This is a genomic window from Ekhidna lutea (genome assembly GCF_900188325.1).
In the GTDB taxonomy this organism is placed as follows: domain Bacteria; phylum Bacteroidota; class Bacteroidia; order Cytophagales; family Cyclobacteriaceae; genus Ekhidna; species Ekhidna lutea.
Genome location: NZ_FZPD01000002.1, coordinates 811,850 through 836,135 on the forward strand (window position 1 = coordinate 811,850; position 24,286 = coordinate 836,135).

Consider the following 24,286-nt stretch of genomic DNA (forward strand, 5'->3'; position numbering starts at 1 on the left):
CCCTTTAATATTTATTTTCTGATTTTAAGCTTCGCAATGATGCTACGATATCTTTCGATATCATTTTTGTGTAGGTAGTCCAATAATCGTCTTCTTTTACCTACCAGTCTCAAAAGACCTAATCTTGATGCATGGTCTTTCTTCTGAGTTTTAAGGTGATCTGTCAAATCATTGATTCTTGTTGTGAACAATGCGATTTGACCTTCTGCAGACCCAGTGTCTGTAGCAGACTTACCGTATTCCTTAAAAATTTCTTCCTTTTTTTCTTTTGCTAACATCCTGAAAAATTTCTTCCTCTTTTTATTGAAGCGCAAATTTACGCTTTGTTCTTATTCCTAGCAAATCTACGCCTAAGCTTTTCTATCCCAACACGATAAGCGTCGATCTCAAAAATGCGAGCATCTACCCTGGCTTGTCTTAAAAAGAATAAACCAAATGGCAAAAGAATCATATCTGCCATCCAGGAGGCAAGGTATGGATCCATCGCGCCTTCCTTAGCTTGCTTCTCACCTATGCTCATGAAGAGGTAATAAATAATGAAAAAGAAAATGGCTAAAATAGTAGGCACTCCCAAACCACCTTTTTTTATGATCGCTCCTAAAGGTGCTCCTATCAAAAACATTAAGATGCATGCCAGGGCCAGCGCATACTTTTTTTGCATCTCAATAGTGTACAGATTCACATCCTTCTTATATTGATAAAGTCTGGTTTTAGCTGAATTAATATTGACCTTCACGTTTCGAGCCTTATTTAAAGCGTCGGATATAATTGGTTTATTATTTTTCAGTCTACCTTCAAGGTAGGTGTCAAGATGAACCCATTTCAAAGTATCCACACTTCCGAACTCAAACCTATTACCAAATGCTCTATTCACGGCTCGAGGTTTTTCATCTGGTTTTCTCTTTAAAAAAACATCCTCTTTTAGTAAAAGTTCTTCTCTCACTTTCTCAATTGAATCCTGATCGACCATTTTCGTTTTTGCAGGTTTCTGTTGTTGGAAAAACCTTAATGGTATAAGAGACGCTTCGACCATATTGTCTGCTTGTTCTGTTGAAACAGAGTCTTTATCAACTTTAGATTTTTCTCTTATATGGTCTTTATTACGAAGATGATAAAGGAAGTATCGCTGAGAACCCGTTATTAAATTGGCCTTTTGCTTTATAACCATGATTTTAAATGAATCAACATCTTGAGATAGCTCACTGATGTTTTTCATTTGCCGGTTGTTTTGAAACAACTCCTCTTTTCTTCTCTTAAGATCAAATGATGACAGACTAAATACCATATCCATTCTGGCATATTCGGTGCGATAAAACCGATCTACGTTACTACCAGTTTTTTGTTCTTCTGAATAATAATGACCGTTATACATTTCTAGCTTTAAATATCGATCGTCCATGATCGTATACATGAGACTGGAATCAGCCAATATCACAGTCTTATTCCCCCTTCCTAATGAATGATCATATATAATAACATCCAATAAAGTCTTACCGTCAGGAAGTTTATCCTTTGCTTTGATGCTATAGTTGGGTATCCCATTGTAAAAAGCCCCAGCCTTGATATCAAGGGCTGGTTTGGTGTGCTTAATATCGTAAAGTAGACTGTAGGCCTTCAGATTAGCCGCTGGTATGGTGTAGTTGTTAAAAAAATAAGCTCCGATAGATAGACCAACTACAAAAAGAAAAATTGGCCTGAGTGTCCGGAGTAGGGAAATCCCGGAACTTTTGATGGCCGTTAATTCAAAATTTTCACCCAGGTTTCCAAATGTCATCAACGATGCAAGCAGAACTCCCAGTGGAAGAGCAATCTGAAGCATGTTTAACGAAAAATAGAAAAGCAACTCAGCGAAAACTGTGAATCCGAGGTTTTTACCTACAAAATCATCAAAGTATTTAAGTAGGTACTGAATGAGAAGTATGAAGTTGGCAACTGCCGTGGTTAGCACAAGGGGTCCAACAAAAGACCTCAGCATCAATACGTCCAACTTTTTTAATCTCATAGGGTTGCAAAATTAGAGAATTGGACGAAAGCAAGAAAGGTGCCACTGTTATCCTCCCACAATCTCCTTGAGGTCATGAATTAAGGTCTCCCAAAGTTCGTTGGCTTCTTCTTCATCCATATCTGAGTAGTCGGTGATGCGCACATATACAGACTGGGTTAGTTCATTCATTTCTATTTTAAACTCGAAGTAGTTATTGTCGTCATCCTCCTCATCTATGACATCAAATCGTACATGATGATTGGTTCTGTTGGAGGTGAGTTTGGCTCTACTTTCGTCTCCATCCCAGATAAAGGTGTAAACTTTATCCTCGTTGTTGATATTCACATCATCGGCAAACCACTGTGCCAACCCAGATGCCGTACTGAAATACGGGTAGAGCATCTTCTTTGATGCATTAAATTCGAACTCCCCGACATATTGATACTTTGCCATACGCTGTGAAATTTTTGATAAGGTAAAAAAAAAATCTCTTCCAACAAGCCGATGGCGGAAAAGAAATCTTTTATAGATTTGCGTTCCTTTTTGAGAGGTACATCGGAATTCTTTCCAAAAGCTAATCAAAAAAAAGTCATTAATGGCGTGGTAGCTCAGTTGGTTAGAGCGTCGGATTCATAACCCGGAGGTCAGGGGTTCAACTCCCCTCCACGCTACTCTTTCATCATTTTCATCTTTCAATGATCTCTAAGCAATCATCCTTGGATGATTAAAGATGTTTACTCGAAATCAATCTTCTTATGACTGCCGTCACAAAAGGGTTTATTTGAAGAAGCCCCACATCGACAAAATGCTGTGACTCTATGCTTTGAGGTTTCAGACCCATCATGATGCTTCACTTTGATGTTGCCATAGATCATAAGAGGGCCACCTCTAGTGATTTCTACTATTTGCTCATCTTCAATTTTTGCATCAGATGCTTGCACGTCTTTTAGTTTATACGAAAGTGCACCTGAAGGGCATCTATCGATCTGTTCCTTGATCGTTTTGTCTTCCGCTCCATTTACGTTCACCCAAGGTCTTTCATTAGGGTTGAAAACACTGGACAATCCTTTAAAACAAATTTCAGAGTGAATGCATTTCTCTGGTTTCCAAATTACGGACAGGTCTTTACTATCGTATTCTTTTACTTTCTCAGCCATAATTACAATTTAGCTCTTTCAGCTAACAAATGCTCATAGTCTGATCGGTTATCCAACAGGAAGGATCTCACGAACGGACAAAGTGGAACGATTTTACATTCGTTCTCTTCAATGATCTCGAGTGACTCCCTAACTAATTTATGGCCAACTCCTTGTCCCTCAAATTCTTTAGGTACTTCAGTATGTACCATATAAACACCTCCTCCCTTTCCTACTTTATAATCAATAAACGCAATTGCACCATCCAGGACAATTTCAAACCTGCTTTCAGGCTCATTATTTTTAGTTTTAACGCTTGCCAAATCCATCAATTAGTTTTTTTATGTAGTTCGGTAGCTCTCTTCTTCTATCCAGCTGATTATCAATTTGTGGAGCACTATATTTCCACTCCAGTGGTATAACCCCGCACCAGGGTGCGTCTTTCTCCATCTTAACATTGACATCTCCAGTTCTAACTTTGGCAGCTGCATTATTAAGTGAAAGACGAGCAATTTTAGTAATGCTTACCTCTTCATTAGTGGGCACACCTACATCTTCTATGCGACCAGGAATGTAGCGGTCAGTAAATAGGTTGAAAAATTTTAGCTTCTCGGCTGGGTCTGTGATCTCTTCCACCTTAGAAAATCCAATTACTGATCGGTAATTAAATGAATGATCAAATGCTGTGGGTGACAAAATCAGTGCATCCAGATGAGTGACAGAAAAACTTACTGTCTGTCCGATGATTCCCTGAATGAAATGGCTTTTTGCCGAAGCGTGGATATAAATGTCATCATCCACTCTGGCATAACCTGTAGGTATCTGATGAGGTACACCATCACGTACAAAAGCAATGGTACAAAAAAGACCTTCATCAATAATTTGATGTAAGGTCTTTTTGTCTTCAGTCCCCCTGCTGGGGTAGCGTGAAGGTTTAGTTTTTGCCATATTTTTTAAGTAAGCAAAATGAGCAATAATAGGATGATAATAATTGCACCCACAGAAATAGAAACCTTACTGTCTAATCCTTTTTGTTTCAATTCTCTTTTAATCTCTTTCACCTCCATTTTCAATGTCATCTTTTGTTCTTTGTCCATATCAGAAAAATCCATCTTCCAGATATGCTGAATTCTATTCTCCAACTGCTCGACTCTTTCCTGAGGGTTAGTCTTCACAGGATCAGTCTCGGCAGCAGTTGCTGAAAGTGAGCTAAGTCCCAGAATACATACGAAGGCGAAGTATTTAATCTTTTTCATAGTTTGATTATTAAATGATTGAAGTATGGATATAAAAGTAAAAGAAAATGCTTTAAACAAACATGATAAAGCTAAGATCAAAGGTGTTCTAAGGAAGTTTTCCATTTCCTTTAAAAAAATTACAATCCATGCTGAATTTTAAAATTTGAATTTCTACATTTGCGTTCCGTTTTCGGAACGGAGCTCCATTTCAGAATGGAATTTATTGTTCGGGGTGTAGCACAGTCCGGTTAGTGTACCTGCTTTGGGAGCAGGGGGTCGCAGGTTCGAATCCTGCCACCCCGACAAGATAAACCGCCTTTACTTAATGTGAAGGCGGTTTTATTTTTTACTGTTTAGTTTGACTGTTTAGTTTTTCTTAGTTTTAACACGGTTGGTTACCTTCTACCCAAACATTGATTTACCTCACAACCTTATCATCCACAAGCACAATAGATAAATCCTGACCTCTGGAATGATGTTTGGCTACAGGCTAAAAAAATTGAGCCTCTGCAAAACAGAGGCTCATGGAAAAAACGATTAGGAATTGTTTTTCCAATTTCATTAGTCATCCTTAAGGTGTGCCGTCCAAACAGGGAATTGTGAATGGTTAACCACATCCTCTGCAATACTACCAGCAAGAAAATGGCCGACTCCTTTACGCTGGTGCGTACCTAAGGCTATCATATCAGCTTTTATATCTTCTGCATACAGAATTATGCCATCTTCTTCATTCTTGTAGTTATAGATGTCAATAGTATAATTCTCTATGCTATATTTCTTAACAAAATCTTCCATCTGCTTCGTATCGTGTCTCGTGGAGGTGAAACTCGCAGGGGTATTGATTTTTACAATGTTCAATTGAGCCTCGAACTTACGCTGAAGATCCAGTAGCTGCCCTATAAATTCATCATCGGTGTGCTGGAAGTCTGACGCAAATACGATTTTTTCAATTGGCTCTATTTCGCACTTATCCTGTACTGTAATTACAGGACATGTTGCTTTTCTTACAATCTTTTCTGCATTAGACCCTACAAAGAATTCATTTAGACCTTCAGAGCCTTCAGTCCCGACTACCAGCAAGCTAACTTTTTCTTCTGTTATCTGGTCGATAATAGTTTTGAACGGATTACCAAGCTGTATTTTTGTTGCGATACGATCATCAGCATACTTGGCCTTGAAAACAACATCAGCAAGCTTATTCTGAGTTGTTTCGTACATTTTTTTTATGTACAACTGCTCCATCGGATCTATATTTTGCATACCCAATGTTTTAAAGGAGTCAGCCGTTGGATGTTCTATTACATTTAGTAGCATTATATCGCTATCTGCTTTATCAGCAATTTGGCAGGCAAAATCGAGTGCATGCTCTGATACTTTTGAAAAATCGTAAGGAACTAATATTTTCTTCATTATGATTGGATGTTTTGTACTCCAATATAATCAAAAAATGAACGGATATGTTTCAGGAAATTTAAGAAAGGGTTATCACCATTGCCCTAAGGAAAAAAGAAGAGCAAATAGTAATGTGGAAAGTGCCATCTGTTTGAGGTGTGGATCCAGTTCACTCGAAGGCTTATTTGCAACCGCTTTTATGTTTGCCAGGAGAAGAATTCCAACAATAACAAACAACAATTCATGCCAAGAGCTATAATTGATGTTCACATATGCAATGCTCAGCAGCATTCCCAGCATTAGCAATATTCGGTGGTAATTAACTGCTCTCTCTCTTCCGATCCGAACTGGGATTGAATGTTTGCCGGCTGCTTTGTCTGTTTCTATATCTCGAATGTTATTTACATTCAGCACCCCTACACTGAAAAGCCCAATAGATGCAGCTGGTAATAGTACCTGCCAATCAAAATATTGTGTTTGCAAGAAGTAGGACCCAAAAACCAAGACTATTCCAAAAAAAATAAAAACAAACAAATCTCCAAAACCAGCATATCCGTATGGGTTCTTACCAACCGTATATTTGATTGCAGCAGCTATCCCAATAATACCTATAATCATAAAAATCAGGGCATTCATCCATTCACCTGGAAAAGAAATATAAAGCAACAATGAGCCTGAGATAAATGATAATGCCGAAAACACAACGATCGCATTTCGCATTGCATTTGATGTAATCTGACCTGTATGGACCATCCGCTCCTCTCCTGTTCGTTGACTATCTACGCCTGAACTTGCATCACCATAATCGTTTGCTAGATTGGATAATATTTGAAGTAGAAAAGCGGTTAGTAATGTAAGTACGGCAACTGGCCAGTTTACTTGTGTGTAATTAGAAGCTATTGATATTCCGACCAACCAGCCTGAGAGGGCCAGAGGCAGTGTTCTTAACCGAAATGCTTTGATCCAGGGGTTCATTTTTTATGTGGTTCTCTGCTCGTATGTATAATATCAATAATTTCAACTCGACTATCTCTGACTTCATATATAATTCGATAGTTCCATTTAAAAAACCTCCTAATCGTACCTGGATTATTTTCAAAAAATTCATCCAATTGAAATCGGTTGGGGTGGATTGCAAGGCTTTCTACTGATTCGAAAATAGAATGAACAACTTTTAAAGCTGCCTGCGAGGAATCTTGAGCAATAAAGTCCTTTATTGATTGAAGCGAAGAAATAGCATTTTCCGACCAAAGAACCCTGTATTGATTCAAGACTAAATATTATATATTAAGAATGTTTTTAACCTGATCGTGAGTCTTGAATTTACCTTCACGAATTTGTTTTCTTCCCGAATCGATTATATTGTTGTACTCCTCCAGAGATAATCGATTTTCTGTTGTTCCTGTGTCATTTAAAATTTGAAAAATGGCTTCTAACCTGGAAACATCTGTTTCTTCATCAATGATTTTATGAAGGTTCAACTTTAAATCTGAAATGCTCATGTAATTAAAGTTAGCGAATTACATCCTTTCCGGTACTTCTATACCTAATAAACTCATACTTTCCTTGATGAGTTTGGCTGTTACTGAAGAAAGCGCAATTCGAAATCCCAGTTTATCTTTATTCTCTTCGTTGAAGATCGGCACCTCCTGATAAAACCCATTATACTCTTTCGCCAAGTCATAAACATACTGAGCGATGATTGCTGGTGAAAGTTCTTTTGCTGCTTCCTGTAGTGCTTTCTTATATTCAGTGATTTTATAAATCAAATCAACTTCACGTTTACTCAGATCGCCTACTTTTTCGGTATCAAAAGAAGTATCCACCTCAAGTGATTTTGCTCTTCGTAAAATAGCTGAAATTCGGGCATGGGTATACTGAACAAATGGTCCGGTATGACCCTGAAACTCGATCGACTCTTGCGGGTTAAAGAGCATTCGCTTCTTTGGATCAACTTTTAGCAAAAAGTATTTCAAAGCCCCCAGTCCAAGCATTCTATACAGCTCTTGTGCTTCTGATGGCTCCATTCCCTCGATCTTACCTAGCTCCTTCGTATGTCTCTCTGCGGTATCAAACATCTCCTGCAGTAAATCGTCCGCATCAACTACTGTTCCTTCGCGAGACTTCATTTTGCCTGTTGGAAGATCTACCATCCCATAGGATAAATGGTAGAGACCCTCAGCATAAGTTCTGCCTATTTTTTTCATAATGGCGAACAGCACCTTGAAGTGATAGTCCTGTTCATTCCCTACAACAAACACCGATTTATCAAAAGGGAAATCCTGGTGCTTCATATCACAGGTTCCCATGTCTTGCGTCATATATACCGCCGTTCCATCAGCCCGTAGGACGAGTTTCTCATCCATTCCTTCATCTGTAAGGTCAACCCATACAGAACCATTTTCTTTTTTGAAGAATACACCTTTTTTAAGACCCTCTTCTACAAGTTCCTTACCAAGCAGGTAGGTATTTGATTCCTTATACATCGTATCAAAATGGATACCCATGGTCTCGTAGGTTTTATCAAAACCTTCATAGACCCAATTGTTCATCGTCTCCCAAAGCTCAACCGTTTCCTTATCTCCATTTTCCCACTTCTGGAGCATCTCCTGAGCTTCTTTAATAGAAGGTGCTTCTTTCTTAGCTTTCTCTGGATCTAACCCTTGATGTACCAGGGTATTAATTTCTTCCTTATAAAGTTGATCAAACTTTACGTAGTACTTCCCGATCAGATGATCTCCTTTCAGACCGGAGCTTTCCGGAGTTTCCCCATTGCCCATTTTTTGATAAGCCAGCATGGACTTGCAAATGTGGACTCCCCGATCGTTAACCAGGTTTACCTTTTTTACATCATAACCATTTGCTGCCAGGATTCGTGAAGCAGAATCACCAAGAAAGTTATTTCTAAGATGGCCAAGGTGTAGTGGTTTATTTGTGTTTGGTGATGAAAACTCCACCATCACTTTCTGCCCATTGGCTGGCAACTTAATGTAGCTTTCATCAACAGCGATGGTATGTAATTCTTTAGTCCAGGACTGATCTGTCACTTCCAGATTTAAGAAGCCTTTTACTACATTAAATGCCTTGATAAAATCAAGATTCTCTTTGAGCCATTCACCAATCTGTGCACCAACCTCTTCAGGCTTGCCTTTCGCGACTTTCAGGTATGGAAACACTACGAAAGTATAGGATCCTTCAAATTCCTTTCGTGTCGGATGTAGCCCTATTTGATCACTATTTAATTGGTAATCGTAAAGGCTAGCAAAAGCCTTGGAAATCGCTTCTTGTAATTTTTGTTCCAGCATTTTGCCTGGTTCTATTTCTTTGGATTAAAAATTTCTGCCATCATGCAGCGGGCACTACCTCCACCCAATTTTTCGATGGTATTAATGTCACTATGGACCAGCTTGCCGTGCTTAGAAAGTTGTGCTTTTTGGTCGTCATTCAACGAATAGAAAGCAGCTGATGACATCACGACTAATCGTTGGTCATCTTTGCCAAGCACCTGAAGCATATTTCCAGCAAACTGCTCTTTCTGTTCCTCTGAAATCTCGATGATTTCTTTATCCGTCTCCTCTAAAGTTTCAACCAGGTTTTCACGCTCTTCCAAATCGTCGATACTATCCAGACAAACAACTGCGAATGCTTCTCCCAGACACATCATCACATTGGTATGATAGATTGGCAATCTTTTCCCTTCAACTGTTTGAAGCGCATGAAAAGTAACCGGATCAAAACCGGCTTCATCACAAAAGTCCTCGAGGACATTTGGCATGGTGCGCTCTGAAACTGCTGCATAGGCAATTTTATTCTGGCGATCCAATAGCAAGCTTCCAGTCCCTTCCAGGTAGGCACTTTTTTCTTCCCAATTGGTGAAACTGATTACCTCATCAATTTTAAAAGACTGTTTCAAACCTTCAATGATATCATTCCTTCGCTCCAACCTTCGATTTTCTGCATACATTGGATACAGTCTAATCACTCCATCCTGATGAAACGAAATCCAATTGTTGGGAAAGATTGAATCCGGAGTGGAAGGGTCTTTTGTGTCATCAAATACAGTAACATTTACTCCTTCTGCTCTTAGTTTTTCAACAAAAGCATCAAATTGCTGTAGGGCTTCCTTCTGAATATCTTCAGGTGTTACCCCCTCAGCATTTTTCTGATAGTAATTATTCACAGCCGTTTGCTCGTTCATATGAAAAGCAACCGGACGGATCATCATGATATTATTTGTAATCTGCTTAGTCATATTTTCTTCTTAATGGCATGGTAGAACATCGGAGCAATCCTTCCATTTTAGCCGTCTCCCTGTATTTTACTTCTTCAACTCTTATTCCCCATTTCCTAAACTGATCATTAAGTCGTTTAAAACTGCTGTCTGAAATCACAACTTCAGGACTGATGGAGAAGAAGTTAGAATTCATCTCATACATCTCTTCTTTGGTGATTTCGAAAACATTCTGTTCGCCAAAGAATTTCACTAAAAATTCTGCGTCTTCCTCGTTTTTAAATCCTCCGCGATAAATAACCGCTTTGTCTTTGCCAACCGGCTGAAAACAACAATCCAGGTGTAGTGCATTTTCTTTTGCATCATCATCTGATTTTTTTAGCTCAAAAGCTTTTACAGTAAAATCAGGAAATGCCTTTTTTAAATATTCAACAGCCGCCTCATTGGTTCTCGATACTTTGTATTTTTCAAAGTCATCGGCTTTTGAATAGCCAACAAAAATATGATCCCTCCAAGGCATGATGTCTCCACCTTCCATTCGTTCATGCTCATCCGGCAACAAAACGTTTTCTACTTCATCAATGACATATTGAATGCCATCTGACTCCAGTTTTCGCTCAGGTGTTACACAGGGAACTACCAGCTTGTCATCGATAACAAAGGCGATATCTCTCGCAAATATCTGGTTTAGGTTTTCAATGCTTTTTGGGCGATAAACCTTAACACCATGTTTCTCTAAAACGGTGGCAACTTCTGACATCTCATCTATTAGGTCTACCTCTTTAGGAAAAGTGCCAGCTAAAATGTGCTCTTTTGACTTTGGATCATAAGTCTTTTCAATTTCCGGGGTGTCACCCATACTATCCGCAGTTCCGAGGATTACCGCTTCGAGGGGTGCTGTTTCGTCTAAAATTTTTACGGTGATCATTCTGTTTTGAAAAATTCATGCAAAATTAATCTGAATAGTCAAGCTTATGGTAATCCAACCACAAGGATTCAAAACAGATTCCACCTTAATTCATATTTCTTAAATCCTAAAGCAATTTCTTTTTAAGAATCCTGAATTTAACGGATAATTGCATCGAATTTCCAGTGAGCCAATGAGAAAATATGCCGATCTGATTGATCAAACCTTCTACTTCCCTACGCCTGAATTTAAAGTAGAGAAAGACAACCTTCACTTTCATGGAGTAAACCTGATGGATATCATCAAGGAATATGGAACTCCACTGAAACTGAGTTATCTACCTAAGATCGAGCAAAACATAAAATATGCGTATCAGATTTTTAATGATGCCATCAAAAAACATAAATATGAAGGGTCATACACCTACGCCTATTGCACCAAAAGTTCACACTTTCGGTTTGTCGTAGAAGAGGCTTTATCAAGCAATGCCCATATAGAAACTTCATCTGCCTATGACATACCCATAGTTCGGAGTATGTTAAAGGCCGGAAAACTTACGAAGGATCATTATATTATCTGCAATGGATTTAAACGTCCATTATATCTGCAGGAAGTTTCAGCCCTACTTAATGAAGGGTATAAAAACTGCATTCCCATTCTTGATAACTTAAATGAGCTGAATCACTATAAAGAAAAAGTAGCAGGTGATTTTCAAATTGGTATCAGGATCGCAGCAGACGAAGAGCCTAATTTTGCCTTCTACACATCCAGACTTGGCATTCGATATGGGGATATACTGCCCTACTACAAAGAGCAAATCAAAGACTCGAAAGCCAAGCTTAAAATGCTCCATTTTTTCATTAATACTGGAATTAAGGACACGGCTTATTATTGGAGTGAATTAAGCCGCTTTATTTACAAATATTGTGAGTTAAAAAAAATCTGTCCTGAGCTTGACACGGTTGACATAGGTGGGGGATTTCCTATTAAGAATTCACTTCACTTTGAGTATGATTATCCATACATGGCTGAGCAAATCATTGAAAATATTCAATGGATTTGTAAGAAAAACCATGTTCCTGTCCCTAACATATTCACGGAGTTTGGCAGTTTCACGGTAGGAGAAAGTGGAGCAACCATCTACTCTGTTTTGGATCAAAAACTTCAGAACGATAAGGAGCTTTGGTACATGATGGATGGCTCGTTTATCACTCATATGCCGGATGTTTGGGGATTAAATCAAAAGTATATCATGCTTCCGGTAAATCATTGGAAGAGTCCTTACCACCGCGTAAACCTCGGTGGACTTACTTGCGATAGTCAGGATTATTACGACTCTGAAGCACATATTGGGGAAGTCTTCTTACCACAGTATGATGAAAAAGAAACCCTTTATTTCGGATTCTTTCATACAGGAGCTTATCAGGAATCTTTAGGCGGATATGGCGGCATACAACACTGTCTGATTCCGGCACCCAAACATATCATCATTGACCGGGACGAGAATGGCAAAATCACCCACGAACTTTTCGCTCAAGAGCAACGAAGCGATGCTATGATGAAAATATTAGGGTATTGATTAATAATTAAATTCACTCCTAACACAAAACCTTCCTAATCGTAAAGCTTTTAGGCTATTTTTGATATTCAGTTAAGACATCTATGCCAAAAAACTTAGTGGTCATACCGACCTATAACGAACGAGAAAATATCCGCGAGATCATTCGCACCGTGATATCCATCACACCTGCGTTCAATATTTTGGTTGTAGATGATGGTTCCCCTGATGGGACAGCATCCATTGTTAAGGAAGAAATGGAAGCTCGACCCGGTCAGGTTTTCATGATTGAAAGAGAAGGTAAATTGGGACTTGGCACTGCATATATCACCGGTTTCAAATGGGCAATTGAGAAAGGGTATGATTACATCTGCGAAATGGATGCTGATTTTTCCCATAATCCATGTGATTTAGTTAGGTTAATTGATGCTTGTGAAAAAGGTGCGGATGTTGCCATTGGCAGTAGATATATCACTGGTGTAAACGTAGTGAACTGGCCTATGGGCAGAGTGCTAATGAGTTACTTTGCCAGCTTTTATGTACGTATCATTACCGGCATGCCATTTAAGGACAGTACGGCCGGCTTCAAATGCTATCACAGAAGAGTATTTGAGAAGCTAAACCTCAACAAAATTCACTTCATCGGTTACGCCTTTCAAATAGAAATGAAGTTTAATGCCTGGAAACATGGTTTTAAGATCGTAGAAGTACCAATCATATTTACAGACAGAACCAAGGGTGTATCTAAGATGTCAAAAGGAATTTTCAAAGAAGCAGTTTTCGGCGTGCTTCAAATGAAAATCAAAAGCCTGTTTAAAAAATATGAACCGGTCAGTTAGACCATTCTCCTAATCAAAACGGATTGCCTTAACCGGACTAATCCGTGAAATAATAGCTACCGGAATAAGTAGCGTAACACCAATCAAACTCAAAACCAGAAGGTTTAATCCAATAATTGTCCAAGGATCAATCACAATTGGGACATGTGACATATAATAATTAGCCTGATCCAAAGGAATAATTTTCAGATAGTACTGCATCAACCCCAAAGACAACCCAATCAAATTGCCCCAGATAAGTCCCTGAACTATTAATCTCAATCCATTAAGAACAAACACTCGTCTGATCAAACGATTCGTAGCTCCAATGGACTTTAGGGCACCTATCATCTGCGTCCGCTCCATAATTAAGATTAGCAGGATGGAGATAATGCTGGTACCCGACACAAACAGTATAATGGTAAGAAGTATTACCACGTTTCTATCCAGCATACTTAACCATTGAAAATTCTCGCGATACTTGTCTGTAACTTTATCTACATACAAATCAATATCTACTGCGTTATGGAGGTCTGTTTCCGCTTGCTCCAGCTTATCTATATCCGATATAAAAACCTCAATTCCCCCAGCTGTAGAATCCGACCAATTGTTTATCCGACGGACAAGATCCAGATCCCCAAGGATTATTTTCTCGTCAAATTCCTCTAATCCTGTTTCGTATATACCGGTGATTTGAAGTCGTCTGAATCTCGGCGGATTTTGCACAAAATAAATAAGCACTTCATCATTGACACTCAACTCTAAATAGTTGGATACCCGCTTACTCAATGCTACCTCCGTAGAATAATCCTTCTTTGATAAATCAGGCAATCTACCTTCTACCATATGTTTGCTAAATCCAACAGAATCAAAGGATTCATCCACTCCTTTCACAATCACTCCCTGAACTTCTTCTTCAGTTTTCAACAATGCCGCTTTCATTGCGTAAGGCTGTACCCGCTCAGTTAATGGGTATGACTTTAACTTATGAATCAATGAATCTGTGATAGTGATCGACGACTCTTCGAAAGATGTTGAAAGCGTATACTTGCTGACAATCAGGTGGCCGCTAAAGCTGAATATTTTACCCTTTATCTCTTTTTTGAATCCATATAGCACCATAAAAGCCAGCATTAATACCGCCAACCCCAGCGCAATGCTAATGACCGCAATTCGGTTAATGATATTCGAAAATGAGCCGGCTGCTTCTTTCGAAATACGTTTGGATATGAGAAATGGAAGATTCATGCGTTTGCCTTGCAAAATAGGGTTTTCAATACTGTAAGAACAAGCTATCTTGGGCATTTAATATGCAAAAGCTTTTACTTATATCTGTTATCACTTTTACCAGCTGCCTAAGTCAGACACAGGAACAGGCTCCAGACATTTTACCAGGAGCTTATCAGCTTGAAAGCTACCTTCCGCTAATAAAGGATAAAAAAGTAGGCCTTACGGTTAACCATAGCTCATTGATAGGCACTAAACATCTAACGGACACCTTACAGTCACAACAAATAAATATTGTCAAGGTATTCACACCGGAACATGGATTTACAGGGACACTAAGTGATGGTGAGAAGGTAGAATATGATAGTTCTGAAGCTTCTTTTGAGTTGGTCTCCTTATATGGCAAGAACAAAAAGCCTACAGAAGCTCAGTTAGCAAATATTGAAGTCATGATCTTCGATATTCAAGATGTTGGTGCCCGGTTTTACACATACATCAGTACGATGCACTATGTGATGGAAGCATGTGCAGAAAACGATATTCAAGTCATTATACTTGACAGGCCCAACCCGAATGGAAGCTATGTTGACGGTCCGGTTTTAGACACTGCATACAGATCATTTGTCGGAATGCACCCCATCCCCATTATTCATGGAATGACCGTCGGTGAACTGGCTCAAATGATTAACAGTGAAGGTTGGCTAGCAAATGGAATCAAAGTGGACTTATCTGTAATAAAGATTAAAAACTGGTCTCATAGCCAAATCTATTCGCTTCCCGTCAACCCCTCTCCTAACCTGCCTAATGATTTGAGTATTTCCTTATATCCAAGCTTATGTTTATTTGAAGGAACCATCATGTCTGTTGGACGAGGAACAGAACATCCGTTTCAGCAAATAGGGCATCCCGAATATCCTGATACCATGCATTACTTCATCCCGACCCCAAATGAGGGGGCAAAATGGCCTCCTTATGAGGATCAAAAATGTTTTGGTCGATCATGGGTTGGTCAATCACCTCAGTACTCGTTTTCACTTCAACCTCTCATTAAAGCTTATCAGCAGATGGGCAAGGATGATTTCTTTAATGATTATTTTAAACGATTGGCTGGAACTAATTTGCTTCAAAAACAAATAGAAGAAGGACAGACTGAAGCGCAGATACGTCAATCATGGGAACCTGCACTTTTAGAATTTAAATTGAGTAGAAAAAAGTACTTGTTATACGAATAAGCTGAATGGATTATCAAGGAATATTAAATGTAATAGAAGATAAAATTCAAGGGGAAAAGCTGCAAGGCAATGTGGCCTCCTATATACCGGAGCTTGCTAAAATAAAACCTGGAAAATTAGGGATGCACCTGACAAGTGTAATAGGTGAAGAGTTCCATTTTGGCGATTCGGAAGAGCGATTTTCGATTCAAAGTATTTCAAAAGTTTTTTCACTGACACTAGCCCTGCTTAAAGAAAAGGATGAAATAATCTGGGAACGAGTGGACGTAGAACCGTCTGGCGATCCTTTCAATTCATTGGTGCAACTCGAATATGAAAATGGCATTCCGCGAAACCCATTGATCAACTCAGGAGCTTTAGTGATTTGTGACATTCTGGTCTCACATCTTGATAATCCCAAAAAAGAATACCTGGAATTTGTAAGAAGGATAGCCGGCAATGCCACAATTGACTACAATGAACGAGTCGCGGCTTCTGAAAAAGAAGAAGGATTCAACAACCGTGCGATGATCAACCTGATGAAAGGATATGGAAACATTCACAATGACGTTGAAGAAGTCCTTGATTTCTATTTCGATACATGCTCAATCAGTATGTCTTGTCGAGAACTGGCCCAAACATTTGTGATGTATGCCAATCAGGGTAAATTGTTAAAAGATCAGAAACGTGTTTTAAGTGAAGTGCATACCAAACGTATCAATGCAATTATGCAGACTTGTGGATTCTACGACGAGGCTGGAGAGTTTTCCTTCCGTGTAGGACTTCCCGGAAAAAGTGGTGTTGGAGGTGGAATTGTAGCCGTGTATCCTAATATGTACAGCGTGGCAGTATGGAGTCCAAAATTGAACGAAAAAGGAAACAGCACAGCTGGAATGCGAGCATTGGAGTTGCTGACAGAAATTACCGGGTCATCGATTTTCTAAGATCACAATTTATTATCTTCCAAATTAAAATAATTCACAACTATGCGAGCAAACTGGTTTGAACTTCCCGTCAGTGACATGGATAGAGCAAAAGCCTTCTATCAGTCTATTTTTAACATTCAGATGGCTGAAAACATGGAAATGGGCACTTCAGTCATGAGCTTCTTTCCATTCGAAACCGATCAGGATGGCGCTACCGGAACATTGATTAAGCAGGAAACATACGTTCCCTCATATGAAGGAGCGCTTGTCTATTTTTCAGTAAAGGAAATCAATGATGTCCTCCCTAAAATCGAGTCGAGTGGTGGAAAGGTTCTCAATGAAAAAATGAGCATCGGAGAACATGGGTTTGTAGCGCACTTTGAAGACTCAGAAGGTAACAGAGTGGCTTTACATCAAAGTGCCTGAACAAATTCGGCATTCAAACGCTTACAGTAAGAAAGAAATAATTCATGAACCAAGACCCTACTGAAAACATTGCTGAAATACTCCTCAACAAGTCTAGCGTGAAGCAAAAGACCTATCGGAATGTATGTAAGGCATTCAAACAGCTACATGAAGAAGCTAAATTGCTGATAGATGTCATCAGCGCTAAAACAACCGAACGTGATGAGGACATCAAACTCAGCGTTACTTCAATTAGTGATCAGGAATTTCACATTAGGATAGCTGGTGACTTGTTGGTTTTTGTACTGCATACTAACATAATCACTCTCACAGACGATTACGACTACAACAAATCTGACTATGTTAAGGAAAAACCACTGCGGAAATATCTCGGGCAGATCAATGTGTACAACTTCATGGCCGACTCATTTGAATATAATCGTTTAAATGATCCCGGCTATTTATTAGCTCGGCTGCTCATCAATGTTGAGAATCATTTTATTGTTGAAGGCGACAGACAGATTGGCTTCATGTTTGAATCTGTCTCGGGAAAACCACTCGAAGGAACAGATTTGAATGTCTTAATTAAATTAATCATCACTCAGGCTGCTGAAAACGATCTTATAGCACCTCCATTTCCTAAAATCAGAAACATTACTGTAAAGCAACAGATGGAAAAAAGTCAGTCGCTGGGTGGCGGTAATAAGATTGGATTTCAGATGAGCTACCAGAACGATACTCATTAACTATTTCTCTCGCTTTCGAAGTGCAATGGTATGCTTTACGCTAACTATTCCAGCATTATTCAGGGAGACATTCAATTCTGTTTTCATAGTAGAATTAATCAACTTTCTAAATGTGAGGTATACATTAAAGTCATCGGAGGATTGAGGTTTTATCTTTACTACATGTTCGGATTGTTCCACTCGATTGCTCCATTCACTAATTCTTGTTGTTGCCGTTGGTACTTCATGATTAGGCAATGTGTCAAATAGGAACAATCTTGTTTCCAACCATCCAGACTCATTAAAGCTTACTGAATCGACCATTCGAACCTGCCCAGCTGCCAGCACTGAGTAAGCCAGCAACAAGAGAAGCCCGAATTGTCTGATTGTGAAATACCTCATGATCATCGGAATTTGGTATAAAGCGCAGGGTCAATGTTTTTACCAAATTGAGGTACCGAAATAGTATTCGTCTTTTTTGTCAACCTTATCCCTAACAGAATCAGCATTGCTCCAAGCAATGTCCACACAGTTAAGACCTCATCCAGGATAGTAACTCCAAGCACAACTCCATAAATCGGCATCAGGTAAGTGACCAATGATGCATAACCAGCACTGGATCGCTCAATTAATTTGAAGTAGACAACAAACGCGATGGCTGTACCAAATACACCTAAGATCATAATTGAACTAATGGTTTGTGTTTGAAGTACAGCAAAGTCAAAGGATGGGTACATAAAAAATGCCAATGGAATGAGGTAAATGCTTACTGACAAGAGTTGTGCAGCTGGAGCCTGAAATGAAGGGATATTTACCAGATGCTTTCGAATGTATGCAAGCCCTATTCCATAGCTAAGTGCTGCACTTGTAATAGCTATTATGCCCCAAAAACTACCCTCAACACCCTCGATGATATTTGGAAGTACCAGTACAATCAATCCTAAAAAGCCAAGGATCACTCCTTTCAGTTTCTGGCCACTCAGTTTTTCATCTGCAATCATAAAGTGAGCAAGGACGATGGTGAATATGGGCACCAAACCATTGAGGATACTCGCCAGCGAGCTATCCACGTATTGCTCCCCCCAGTTGATCATGATGAATGGAAAAGCCTGAGCAAAAAAGCCCGCAATAAAGGTTTTCTTCCAGAAGTCAATATTTAGTGGGAGCCTGTTCTTTTGAAGCAATAAGAGCAAATTGAGTATTAAAGCGCCTGTGCCTATTCGTAATGCGGCCAGCATCACAGGAGGAACTTCTTCCACAGCAATTTTTATAAATAAGAAAGAAGGTCCCCAAAAACTAGCGAGTAAGAGCAGCAGGTGTATGTTTTTAATTTTCATCTTCGTAATTGTTTTGTGTTCCAAATTGAACGAGAATTCCATTCGAACGAACTATTAATTGGATGAATTGATTTTATTAATAGAATGAATATTATTAATATTACATTATGGAAATAAGGCATTTAAAACTGATCAGGGAAGTAGCGGAGACGAAAAGTCTCACTAAGGCAAAAGATGCCCTATTTCTCTCTCAATCCGCACTCAGTCACCAGTTGAAGGAAATTGAAAACCAGTTGGGTACACAGCTTTTCCACCGGGTTAATAAACAGCTTATATTGACTAATGCAGGCAAGATGGTTTTGGAATCGGCACAAAAAGTACTAAACGAACTGGAGCAAACGGAGCTCTCTATTAAGCGATATGTGTCCGGAACAAGCGGAACCTTACGAATAGCTACACAGTGTTATACCTGCTATCATTGGCTGCCGGCACTGATGACAGATTTTAAAAAAGAGTTTCCAAACGTTGATATCGAAATTTTTCATAACAATGATGCTCAGATGGAAGATCAGATATTAGATGGAACCATTGATTTGGCTGTGATTTACGAGCATTCTGAAAGAGCTAAGATCGCCTACCATGAATTGTTTCGGGATGAACTTTTTGCTCTTGTCCCCACAGGTCATCCATGGACTAAGAAGAAGTATGTCGAAGCAAAAGACTTTGAGGATCAGAATGTTATCATCCATTCATTACCACTTGAATCCGTCAGTCTTTTTTCACAAGTATTAACACCAGAAGGAGTAAAGCCTCGTCAGGTCATGCAGGTACAGGTAACAGAAGCGGTGGTAGAGCTAGTTAAAGCCGGCATGGGAGTGAACGTTATGGCAAAGTGGATTGTAGAACCCTATCTTAAGGATAATAGACTAGCGCTCGTACCTGTTACAAAAAGAGGGATTCATCGCACCTGGCATGCTATTACGCTTGAAGATGAAAAAAGCCCACAATACCTCCAAAATTTTGTCCATCATATGCGATGCAATATTGCGGGACTTTGCTGCTGCCCGAACTAGCTATCCATTTTAGACAGCTCCTCTTCGGTATAATCTGTTGGTTTTCCAATATGTCTGAAGGCATCAATCTCTTCTTTAAACTCCTGCAACCGAATTCCAACTCGTTTGTATGCCGGAGCTCCTAAAGGAAGATGAACGGGCGGATTTTCTAATGTAGTCACCTCATACATCGCTTTTGCTGCTCTCACCGGGTCTCCAATCTGGTTTCCGCTTCCTTCCCTGATCGTGTTCATGTTTTTTGCAGCAGTTTCATTGTACTCGTCAATGGATGATTCATTAAAAGTGGCCGATCTGCCAGCCCAGTCTGTTCTAAAAGGCCCGGGCTCAATATTGGTCACATGTATACCAATATGTTTTGTTTCTGCAGCCAGTGCCTCGCCTATTCCCTCCAATGCAAACTTGCTCCCATTATAGATACCAACACCCGGAAATCCATTGAGTCCCGCGATAGAAGTAATATTAAGAATATGTCCACTTCGCTGCTTACGCATAAATGGTAACGCCAGCTTAATCATTCGAACACACCCAAACACATTTACATCGAACTGTCTTTGTATCTCTTCTTCAGAGGTTTCTTCTATTGGTCCTAGTGAGCCATACCCTGCATTATTAACCAATACATCCAACCGCCCAAATTCTTTTTCAATGAATTGAGAGGCTTGATTAATTGTGTCCTGCTTTTGTACATCAAGGACGACTCCCTTTACAAGTTTTGGATTAATCGCTTCAAGATCTTTGACCTGCTCCTGCTTTCTTACAGTCCCAATCGCAACCTCACCCATTTCCGAAACTATTTTAACCAGTTCCCTTCCAAAGCCCGTAGAACAACCCGTAATTAACCAAACTCGCTTACTCATATTTTCAATTATTTAGCCCGATCAACAGAAGCTAACCAAAAATTGTTTCAGACTTAATTGATTATTAAGCCGTGACTTTCAATAATCTCTTTCGCCCTATCCGAATCAAGGTATTGCAAAAATGCCATTACACGTTTGTCAGGTAGCTGCTCGTAATAAATTCTCAATGATCTCTTTAGGGGATATTGACCACTATTGATAAAGTCTGGTTCCGGGGCAACATAGGCTACAGTGTCCTTTGATTTTGCACCTAAAGCAGGTAATTCCACGTTCTTTACCATTGCTGTATAATAGGAGTATCCAATGAATCCGATGCTATTCTTGTTACTTATTACTGAATCTACAATTTCACGATTTTCTCCAGCGACCACCACTGTAGGAGCCAACTCAAATATGTTATAGTGCTGAGTAAAAAACTTTTGAGTTCCAGAGTTTGAATCTCTAACTACCGGCATGATTGATCCCGATACTCCACCCAGCTCAGCCCAATCGGTTACAACTCCAGAATAAATATTAGAAATCTGATCATCAGTTAATTGCCCAATAGGATTATCTAAATGATTAATCACAACAATGCCATCATAAGCAACCACTCGTTGATCAATAGTATGATTTTCTCCAAGTATCGAATCCAGATCAAACGGAAATGAGGAGAGACCGATATCAGCCGTTTGATCTTTAATCGCCAACAATCCGGTTCTACTACCACCTCCCTCTAATTCCACTTTTATTGTATCCTGAAGTCGCTCAAAATCAGATGCTAAATTCGCAAAAGTCTCATGCATCGATTCACTTCCTTTCAGTTTTAGTGGTTGATAATCTTTCGGGTTTTGGATGGTGTCACATCCCAAAAAAAAACAGACAAGCAGCGAAAATAATAGCCGTTTCATAGTTGATTGAATTAATGAATAGCGAATCTAGAACAGGAAGTGAATGGAGATATCAAGTCTGCATTATCTATCTATTAAGTAATCTTTATTCGATATATATTGCATCCTTTTTCGCTGAAACTCCTTAACTTCAACCTGTCATTACTAATAACCATATATCATGAAGAAATTTACCTATCTGCTTTGTTTTACATTAGCCCTAACCACATTTGCTCAAGCCCCTATTACTTCCATTCCTTTTGAGTTGTTCGGTGATCACATCATCATCCAGGTGAGTGTAGACGATTCTGAGCCACTTGACTTTATATTCGATACAGGATCCGGGTATACTGTACTGGATGAAGATGTAACCAAAGAGCTTGGCCTTTCAGGGAAATCCATTGAAATGAATCAGGCAGCTTCAAACTGGCAGTTGATCAAGCACAATACGATCGCTATCAATCATTTTCTGATGGAGAAAAACATCAAGGTATACTCTACTGATTTTGACCACCTGGAAATTAGCCTTGGAATGGATATTGATGGTATCGTAGGATATGATTTGCTAAAACACCACTCCATATATGTGAATTTCGATAGTAAAACCATTAACATCTATGACTTAGGTAAAGCACCTAAGAAAGGAGATGCGATTCCATTTACATTAGATACTTCCATTCCTGTAATCAAGGGAAATGTGGTTTTGAATAATGAGGAACCACACGATGGAACATTCTATTTCATCACAGGAGCTGGAACGACCTTAGATTTTAATTCACCTTATGCAGAGCAATGGGATGTGATCCACAAAACCGGAAAGCATTACTCTTACATGACAAAAGGACTAGCCAAAGACGAAACCAAGCACTATGAAGGTCACGTGATATCCTTCTCATTCGGCAATCAGATGATCGAAGACTTACCTATCGGTATCAGTACTGCTAAGGAAGGTATTCAGGCAAGAAAAAATGTATCTGGTATCATCGGAAGCCAAATCATTCGAATGTACAATTTCACTATCGATTATGGCACAAAAATGCTTTACCTTGAAAAAGATCATACCTATGATGCAAACTTCAAGGTAAACTGTAGTGGTATTGACGTTCAATTATCAGAGGATAAAGAAAAAGTGCTTATTCATCAGGTATTTGAAGATAGTCCAGCATCAGAAGCTGGGATCAATGTCAATGATGAGTTGGTGAAAATCAATGGCAAAAGTATGATGGAGGTAAACCTAGCAGAGGTAAAGAAAATGCTGAAGCAAGAAGGTGAGACTGTTGAGCTGGTTATTAATCAGGGAGGCACAGAAAAAACCGTTTCACTAAAACTCAGATCACTTATTTATTAATAGCTAGTTTGGGTTTCTTTGCACCATGAGCGAAGAACTTCAAATTGTTTTTCTTGGAACACCCGATTTTGCAGCCGCCAGCTTACGAAAGCTGGTGGAAAATCAGGTAAATGTGGTTGCAGTAATTACTGCTCCAGATAAACCAAAAGGTCGGGGTAAAAAGCTGGGAATGTCTGCTGTAAAAGCGTATGCGCTGAAAGCAGATTTACCCATATTACAGCCTACTAATCTGAAATCGCCGGAGTTTTTAGAGGAACTTAAGTCATATAATGCCGACCTTCAAATTGTTGTAGCCTTTCGAATGCTTCCTGTGGTAGTATGGGATATGCCACGACTTGGGACTTTCAATTTGCATGCATCCCTTCTTCCACAATATAGAGGTGCTGCACCCATTAACTGGGCCATTATCAACGGAGAAAAAGAAACCGGGGTAACCACCTTCTTTTTAAAACATGAAATAGATACAGGAGAAATTATTTTTCAAGAAAAAGAAGAAATCAGTGACACGGACAATGTAGGCTCGCTCTATGAGCGACTCATGCATAAGGGTGCTGACCTGGTATTGAAAACTGTCCGAGCCATTGAAAATGAGGATTATCCTCAAACTCCCCAGGACAACAGCCCGGAACTAAAGCACGCCCCAAAAATCTTTAAGGAAGATTGTAAAATAGATTGGGAGCAGCCGATGAAAAAAATAAATGATTTCATCAGAGGCATGGCTCCATACCCTGCGGCCTGGACTACTTTGAATAGGAAAAACCTAAAAATTTTCGAGGTAGAAAAATCCTCTGCAGGTACCAATAAACCATGTGGTGAAATTTATTCGGATGGTAAAAACTACCTGCGAGTCAATACAAAAGACGGAACACTAAATATTCTTGATTTACAACTGGAGGGTAAGCGGAGGATGAAAGTGGATGAGTTTCTTAGAGGTTATCAATTCTAGTCTCAGGTGGAATGCCATTGTACCGGCCAGCTAAGCGGACCTATTAAAATTGACCAGCTGATCCAATCCCTATAATCATTCTTACGAATATGAGAGATGATAATATTTCCAATTATGGAAATGAATATAAACAGGGTTAATGCAATGAACATGGGTGT

The 24,286-nt window shown here is 39.3% G+C and carries 28 protein-coding genes and 2 tRNA genes; 11 read left to right on the forward strand and 19 right to left on the reverse strand.

The features are described 5' to 3' along the window. Positions 1-11 precede the first annotated feature (11 nt). The 3 genes from rpsO to CHB71_RS07405 are packed head-to-tail and all read right to left on the reverse strand — an operon-like array spanning position 12 to position 2,437. A complete protein-coding gene (rpsO, locus tag CHB71_RS07395) occupies positions 12-278 on the reverse strand; it encodes a 30S ribosomal protein S15 (protein WP_089356253.1) in 267 nt (88 codons plus the stop codon). Between the two features lie 38 nt (positions 279-316). Beyond that, positions 317-2,002 carry an LptF/LptG family permease gene (locus CHB71_RS07400; RefSeq protein ID WP_089356254.1) on the reverse strand — a complete coding sequence of 562 codons (1,686 nt, stop codon included), beginning with the start codon at positions 2,000-2,002 and terminating at the stop codon, positions 317-319. 48 nt (positions 2,003-2,050) lie between these two features. Beyond that, a complete protein-coding gene (locus CHB71_RS07405) occupies positions 2,051-2,437 on the reverse strand; it encodes an START-like domain-containing protein (RefSeq protein WP_089356255.1) in 387 nt (128 codons plus the stop codon). 144 nt (positions 2,438-2,581) lie between these two features. Between CHB71_RS07405 and CHB71_RS07410 the strand changes: the two genes are divergently transcribed. Continuing rightward, positions 2,582-2,655 (forward strand) — tRNA-Met (locus CHB71_RS07410). 63 nt (positions 2,656-2,718) lie between these two features. Here CHB71_RS07410 and CHB71_RS07415 read toward each other — a convergent pair. From CHB71_RS07415 to CHB71_RS07430, 4 genes are read right to left on the reverse strand one after another with little or no spacing between them, the layout of a single operon-like run. Beyond that, complete coding sequence (locus CHB71_RS07415) at positions 2,719-3,141, reverse strand: (4Fe-4S)-binding protein (protein WP_089356256.1); 423 nt, start codon at positions 3,139-3,141, stop codon at positions 2,719-2,721. Positions 3,142-3,143: 2 nt separating this feature from the next. Then, on the reverse strand, positions 3,144-3,443 hold the full coding sequence (locus tag CHB71_RS07420) for a GNAT family N-acetyltransferase (RefSeq protein WP_179213335.1): 300 nt from the start codon (positions 3,441-3,443) through the stop codon (positions 3,144-3,146). Continuing rightward, entirely contained in the window at positions 3,430-4,068 is a 639-nt protein-coding gene (locus tag CHB71_RS07425) for a pyridoxamine 5'-phosphate oxidase family protein (RefSeq protein ID WP_089356258.1), read from the reverse strand. Before CHB71_RS07425 ends, CHB71_RS07420 begins: the two co-directional genes overlap by 14 nt. Before the next feature lie 5 nt (positions 4,069-4,073). Further along, positions 4,074-4,376 (reverse strand): hypothetical protein, encoded by a 303-nt coding sequence (locus tag CHB71_RS07430; RefSeq protein WP_089356259.1) that lies wholly within the window; start codon positions 4,374-4,376, stop codon positions 4,074-4,076. A gap of 210 nt (positions 4,377-4,586) precedes the next feature. On the opposite strand from CHB71_RS07430, the gene CHB71_RS07435 reads away from it, so the two are divergent. Beyond that, positions 4,587-4,661, forward strand: a tRNA-Pro gene (locus tag CHB71_RS07435). 258 nt (positions 4,662-4,919) lie between these two features. Here the strand turns inward: CHB71_RS07435 and CHB71_RS07440 are convergent. The 7 genes from CHB71_RS07440 to CHB71_RS07470 all read right to left on the reverse strand — a co-directional run bounded on the left by CHB71_RS07440 (position 4,920) and on the right by CHB71_RS07470 (position 10,909). After that, positions 4,920-5,768, reverse strand: coding sequence for a universal stress protein (locus CHB71_RS07440; RefSeq protein ID WP_089356260.1), 849 nt, complete (start codon positions 5,766-5,768; stop codon positions 4,920-4,922). A 75-nt stretch (positions 5,769-5,843) separates the two neighbouring features. Further along, entirely contained in the window at positions 5,844-6,725 is an 882-nt protein-coding gene (menA, locus tag CHB71_RS07445) for a 1,4-dihydroxy-2-naphthoate octaprenyltransferase (RefSeq protein WP_089356261.1), read from the reverse strand. Next, positions 6,722-7,021 carry a type II toxin-antitoxin system RelE/ParE family toxin gene (locus CHB71_RS19200; RefSeq protein WP_089356262.1) on the reverse strand — a complete coding sequence of 100 codons (300 nt, stop codon included), beginning with the start codon at positions 7,019-7,021 and terminating at the stop codon, positions 6,722-6,724. The genes menA and CHB71_RS19200 overlap by 4 nt, the downstream gene beginning before the upstream one ends. 9 nt (positions 7,022-7,030) lie before the next feature. Then, entirely contained in the window at positions 7,031-7,252 is a 222-nt protein-coding gene (locus CHB71_RS07455; RefSeq protein WP_089356263.1) for a hypothetical protein, read from the reverse strand. An 18-nt stretch (positions 7,253-7,270) separates the two neighbouring features. After that, a complete protein-coding gene (gene argS / locus CHB71_RS07460; RefSeq protein ID WP_089356264.1) occupies positions 7,271-9,055 on the reverse strand; it encodes an arginine--tRNA ligase in 1,785 nt (594 codons plus the stop codon). Positions 9,056-9,066: 11 nt separating this feature from the next. Further along, positions 9,067-10,002, reverse strand: a complete 936-nt coding sequence (gene ctlX / locus CHB71_RS07465; RefSeq protein WP_221406683.1) for a citrulline utilization hydrolase CtlX — start codon at positions 10,000-10,002, stop codon at positions 9,067-9,069. Then, entirely contained in the window at positions 9,995-10,909 is a 915-nt protein-coding gene (locus CHB71_RS07470) for a dimethylarginine dimethylaminohydrolase family protein (RefSeq protein WP_089356265.1), read from the reverse strand. Before CHB71_RS07470 ends, ctlX begins: the two co-directional genes overlap by 8 nt. Positions 10,910-11,081: 172 nt before the next feature. Here CHB71_RS07470 and CHB71_RS07475 point away from each other — a divergent pair, with 172 nt between their 5' ends. Both CHB71_RS07475 and CHB71_RS07480 read left to right on the forward strand, forming a co-directional pair. Further along, positions 11,082-12,467 carry a type III PLP-dependent enzyme domain-containing protein gene (locus CHB71_RS07475; RefSeq protein ID WP_089356266.1) on the forward strand — a complete coding sequence of 462 codons (1,386 nt, stop codon included), beginning with the start codon at positions 11,082-11,084 and terminating at the stop codon, positions 12,465-12,467. Between the two features lie 83 nt (positions 12,468-12,550). Next, on the forward strand, positions 12,551-13,285 hold the full coding sequence (locus tag CHB71_RS07480; RefSeq protein ID WP_089356267.1) for a polyprenol monophosphomannose synthase: 735 nt from the start codon (positions 12,551-12,553) through the stop codon (positions 13,283-13,285). A gap of 9 nt (positions 13,286-13,294) precedes the next feature. On the opposite strand, the gene CHB71_RS07485 is transcribed toward CHB71_RS07480, so the two are convergent. Then, positions 13,295-14,569 (reverse strand): ABC transporter permease, encoded by a 1,275-nt coding sequence (locus CHB71_RS07485; protein WP_245811230.1) that lies wholly within the window; start codon positions 14,567-14,569, stop codon positions 13,295-13,297. Positions 14,570-14,574: 5 nt separating this feature from the next. Here CHB71_RS07485 and CHB71_RS07490 point away from each other — a divergent pair, with 5 nt between their 5' ends. From CHB71_RS07490 to CHB71_RS07505, 4 genes are read left to right on the forward strand one after another with little or no spacing between them, the layout of a single operon-like run. Continuing rightward, on the forward strand, positions 14,575-15,723 hold the full coding sequence (locus CHB71_RS07490; RefSeq protein ID WP_089356269.1) for an exo-beta-N-acetylmuramidase NamZ family protein: 1,149 nt from the start codon (positions 14,575-14,577) through the stop codon (positions 15,721-15,723). Between the two features lie 5 nt (positions 15,724-15,728). Next, complete coding sequence (locus CHB71_RS07495) at positions 15,729-16,646, forward strand: glutaminase (RefSeq protein ID WP_089356270.1); 918 nt, start codon at positions 15,729-15,731, stop codon at positions 16,644-16,646. Positions 16,647-16,688: 42 nt separating this feature from the next. After that, complete coding sequence (locus CHB71_RS07500) at positions 16,689-17,054, forward strand: VOC family protein (RefSeq protein ID WP_089356271.1); 366 nt, start codon at positions 16,689-16,691, stop codon at positions 17,052-17,054. 44 nt (positions 17,055-17,098) lie between these two features. After that, positions 17,099-17,779, forward strand: coding sequence for a hypothetical protein (locus tag CHB71_RS07505; protein ID WP_089356272.1), 681 nt, complete (start codon positions 17,099-17,101; stop codon positions 17,777-17,779). Here the strand turns inward: CHB71_RS07505 and CHB71_RS07510 are convergent, their stop codons facing one another. Further along, the gene (locus CHB71_RS07510) at positions 17,780-18,160 is read right to left on the reverse strand and encodes a hypothetical protein (protein ID WP_144017360.1); all 381 of its coding nucleotides are present in this window, start codon (positions 18,158-18,160) and stop codon (positions 17,780-17,782) included. A 2-nt stretch (positions 18,161-18,162) separates the two neighbouring features. Next, complete coding sequence (locus CHB71_RS07515; protein ID WP_179213336.1) at positions 18,163-19,095, reverse strand: DMT family transporter; 933 nt, start codon at positions 19,093-19,095, stop codon at positions 18,163-18,165. A 107-nt stretch (positions 19,096-19,202) separates the two neighbouring features. On the opposite strand from CHB71_RS07515, the gene CHB71_RS07520 reads away from it, so the two are divergent. Continuing rightward, positions 19,203-20,108 (forward strand): LysR family transcriptional regulator, encoded by a 906-nt coding sequence (locus CHB71_RS07520; protein WP_089356275.1) that lies wholly within the window; start codon positions 19,203-19,205, stop codon positions 20,106-20,108. Here CHB71_RS07520 and CHB71_RS07525 read toward each other — a convergent pair. Both CHB71_RS07525 and CHB71_RS07530 read right to left on the reverse strand, forming a co-directional pair. Then, a complete protein-coding gene (locus CHB71_RS07525) occupies positions 20,105-20,965 on the reverse strand; it encodes an oxidoreductase (protein WP_089356276.1) in 861 nt (286 codons plus the stop codon). The two genes, CHB71_RS07520 and CHB71_RS07525, sit on opposite strands and share 4 nt — an antisense overlap. A gap of 53 nt (positions 20,966-21,018) precedes the next feature. After that, positions 21,019-21,855 (reverse strand): substrate-binding domain-containing protein, encoded by an 837-nt coding sequence (locus CHB71_RS07530; RefSeq protein WP_089356277.1) that lies wholly within the window; start codon positions 21,853-21,855, stop codon positions 21,019-21,021. A gap of 160 nt (positions 21,856-22,015) precedes the next feature. Here CHB71_RS07530 and CHB71_RS07535 point away from each other — a divergent pair, with 160 nt between their 5' ends. Beyond that, complete coding sequence (locus CHB71_RS07535) at positions 22,016-23,182, forward strand: PDZ domain-containing protein (RefSeq protein ID WP_089356278.1); 1,167 nt, start codon at positions 22,016-22,018, stop codon at positions 23,180-23,182. Positions 23,183-23,207: 25 nt separating this feature from the next. Then, positions 23,208-24,128: a methionyl-tRNA formyltransferase gene (gene fmt, locus CHB71_RS07540; RefSeq protein WP_089356279.1), complete on the forward strand. Its 921-nt coding sequence runs from the start codon at positions 23,208-23,210 to the stop codon at positions 24,126-24,128. The last annotated feature ends 158 nt before the right edge of the window (positions 24,129-24,286 follow it).

Coding starts and splice junctions, on each gene's coding strand:
- rpsO (WP_089356253.1), bottom strand. CDS start 278: ATGTTAGCAAAAGAAAAAAAGGAAGAAATTTTTAAGGAATACGGTAAG.
- CHB71_RS07400 (WP_089356254.1), bottom strand. CDS start 2,002: ATGAGATTAAAAAAGTTGGACGTATTGATGCTGAGGTCTTTTGTTGGA.
- CHB71_RS07405 (WP_089356255.1), bottom strand. CDS start 2,437: ATGGCAAAGTATCAATATGTCGGGGAGTTCGAATTTAATGCATCAAAG.
- CHB71_RS07415 (WP_089356256.1), bottom strand. CDS start 3,141: ATGGCTGAGAAAGTAAAAGAATACGATAGTAAAGACCTGTCCGTAATT.
- CHB71_RS07425 (WP_089356258.1), bottom strand. CDS start 4,068: ATGGCAAAAACTAAACCTTCACGCTACCCCAGCAGGGGGACTGAAGAC.
- CHB71_RS07430 (WP_089356259.1), bottom strand. CDS start 4,376: ATGAAAAAGATTAAATACTTCGCCTTCGTATGTATTCTGGGACTTAGC.
- CHB71_RS07440 (WP_089356260.1), bottom strand. CDS start 5,768: ATGAAGAAAATATTAGTTCCTTACGATTTTTCAAAAGTATCAGAGCAT.
- menA (WP_089356261.1), bottom strand. CDS start 6,725: ATGAACCCCTGGATCAAAGCATTTCGGTTAAGAACACTGCCTCTGGCC.
- CHB71_RS07455 (WP_089356263.1), bottom strand. CDS start 7,252: ATGAGCATTTCAGATTTAAAGTTGAACCTTCATAAAATCATTGATGAA.
- argS (WP_089356264.1), bottom strand. CDS start 9,055: ATGCTGGAACAAAAATTACAAGAAGCGATTTCCAAGGCTTTTGCTAGC.
- ctlX (WP_221406683.1), bottom strand. CDS start 10,002: ATGACTAAGCAGATTACAAATAATATCATGATGATCCGTCCGGTTGCT.
- CHB71_RS07470 (WP_089356265.1), bottom strand. CDS start 10,909: ATGATCACCGTAAAAATTTTAGACGAAACAGCACCCCTCGAAGCGGTA.
- CHB71_RS07475 (WP_089356266.1), top strand. CDS start 11,082: ATGAGAAAATATGCCGATCTGATTGATCAAACCTTCTACTTCCCTACG.
- CHB71_RS07480 (WP_089356267.1), top strand. CDS start 12,551: ATGCCAAAAAACTTAGTGGTCATACCGACCTATAACGAACGAGAAAAT.
- CHB71_RS07485 (WP_245811230.1), bottom strand. CDS start 14,569: ATGCCCAAGATAGCTTGTTCTTACAGTATTGAAAACCCTATTTTGCAA.
- CHB71_RS07490 (WP_089356269.1), top strand. CDS start 14,575: ATGCAAAAGCTTTTACTTATATCTGTTATCACTTTTACCAGCTGCCTA.
- CHB71_RS07495 (WP_089356270.1), top strand. CDS start 15,729: ATGGATTATCAAGGAATATTAAATGTAATAGAAGATAAAATTCAAGGG.
- CHB71_RS07500 (WP_089356271.1), top strand. CDS start 16,689: ATGCGAGCAAACTGGTTTGAACTTCCCGTCAGTGACATGGATAGAGCA.
- CHB71_RS07505 (WP_089356272.1), top strand. CDS start 17,099: ATGAACCAAGACCCTACTGAAAACATTGCTGAAATACTCCTCAACAAG.
- CHB71_RS07510 (WP_144017360.1), bottom strand. CDS start 18,160: ATGAGGTATTTCACAATCAGACAATTCGGGCTTCTCTTGTTGCTGGCT.
- CHB71_RS07515 (WP_179213336.1), bottom strand. CDS start 19,095: ATGAAAATTAAAAACATACACCTGCTGCTCTTACTCGCTAGTTTTTGG.
- CHB71_RS07520 (WP_089356275.1), top strand. CDS start 19,203: ATGGAAATAAGGCATTTAAAACTGATCAGGGAAGTAGCGGAGACGAAA.
- CHB71_RS07525 (WP_089356276.1), bottom strand. CDS start 20,965: ATGAGTAAGCGAGTTTGGTTAATTACGGGTTGTTCTACGGGCTTTGGA.
- CHB71_RS07530 (WP_089356277.1), bottom strand. CDS start 21,855: ATGAAACGGCTATTATTTTCGCTGCTTGTCTGTTTTTTTTTGGGATGT.
- CHB71_RS07535 (WP_089356278.1), top strand. CDS start 22,016: ATGAAGAAATTTACCTATCTGCTTTGTTTTACATTAGCCCTAACCACA.
- fmt (WP_089356279.1), top strand. CDS start 23,208: ATGAGCGAAGAACTTCAAATTGTTTTTCTTGGAACACCCGATTTTGCA.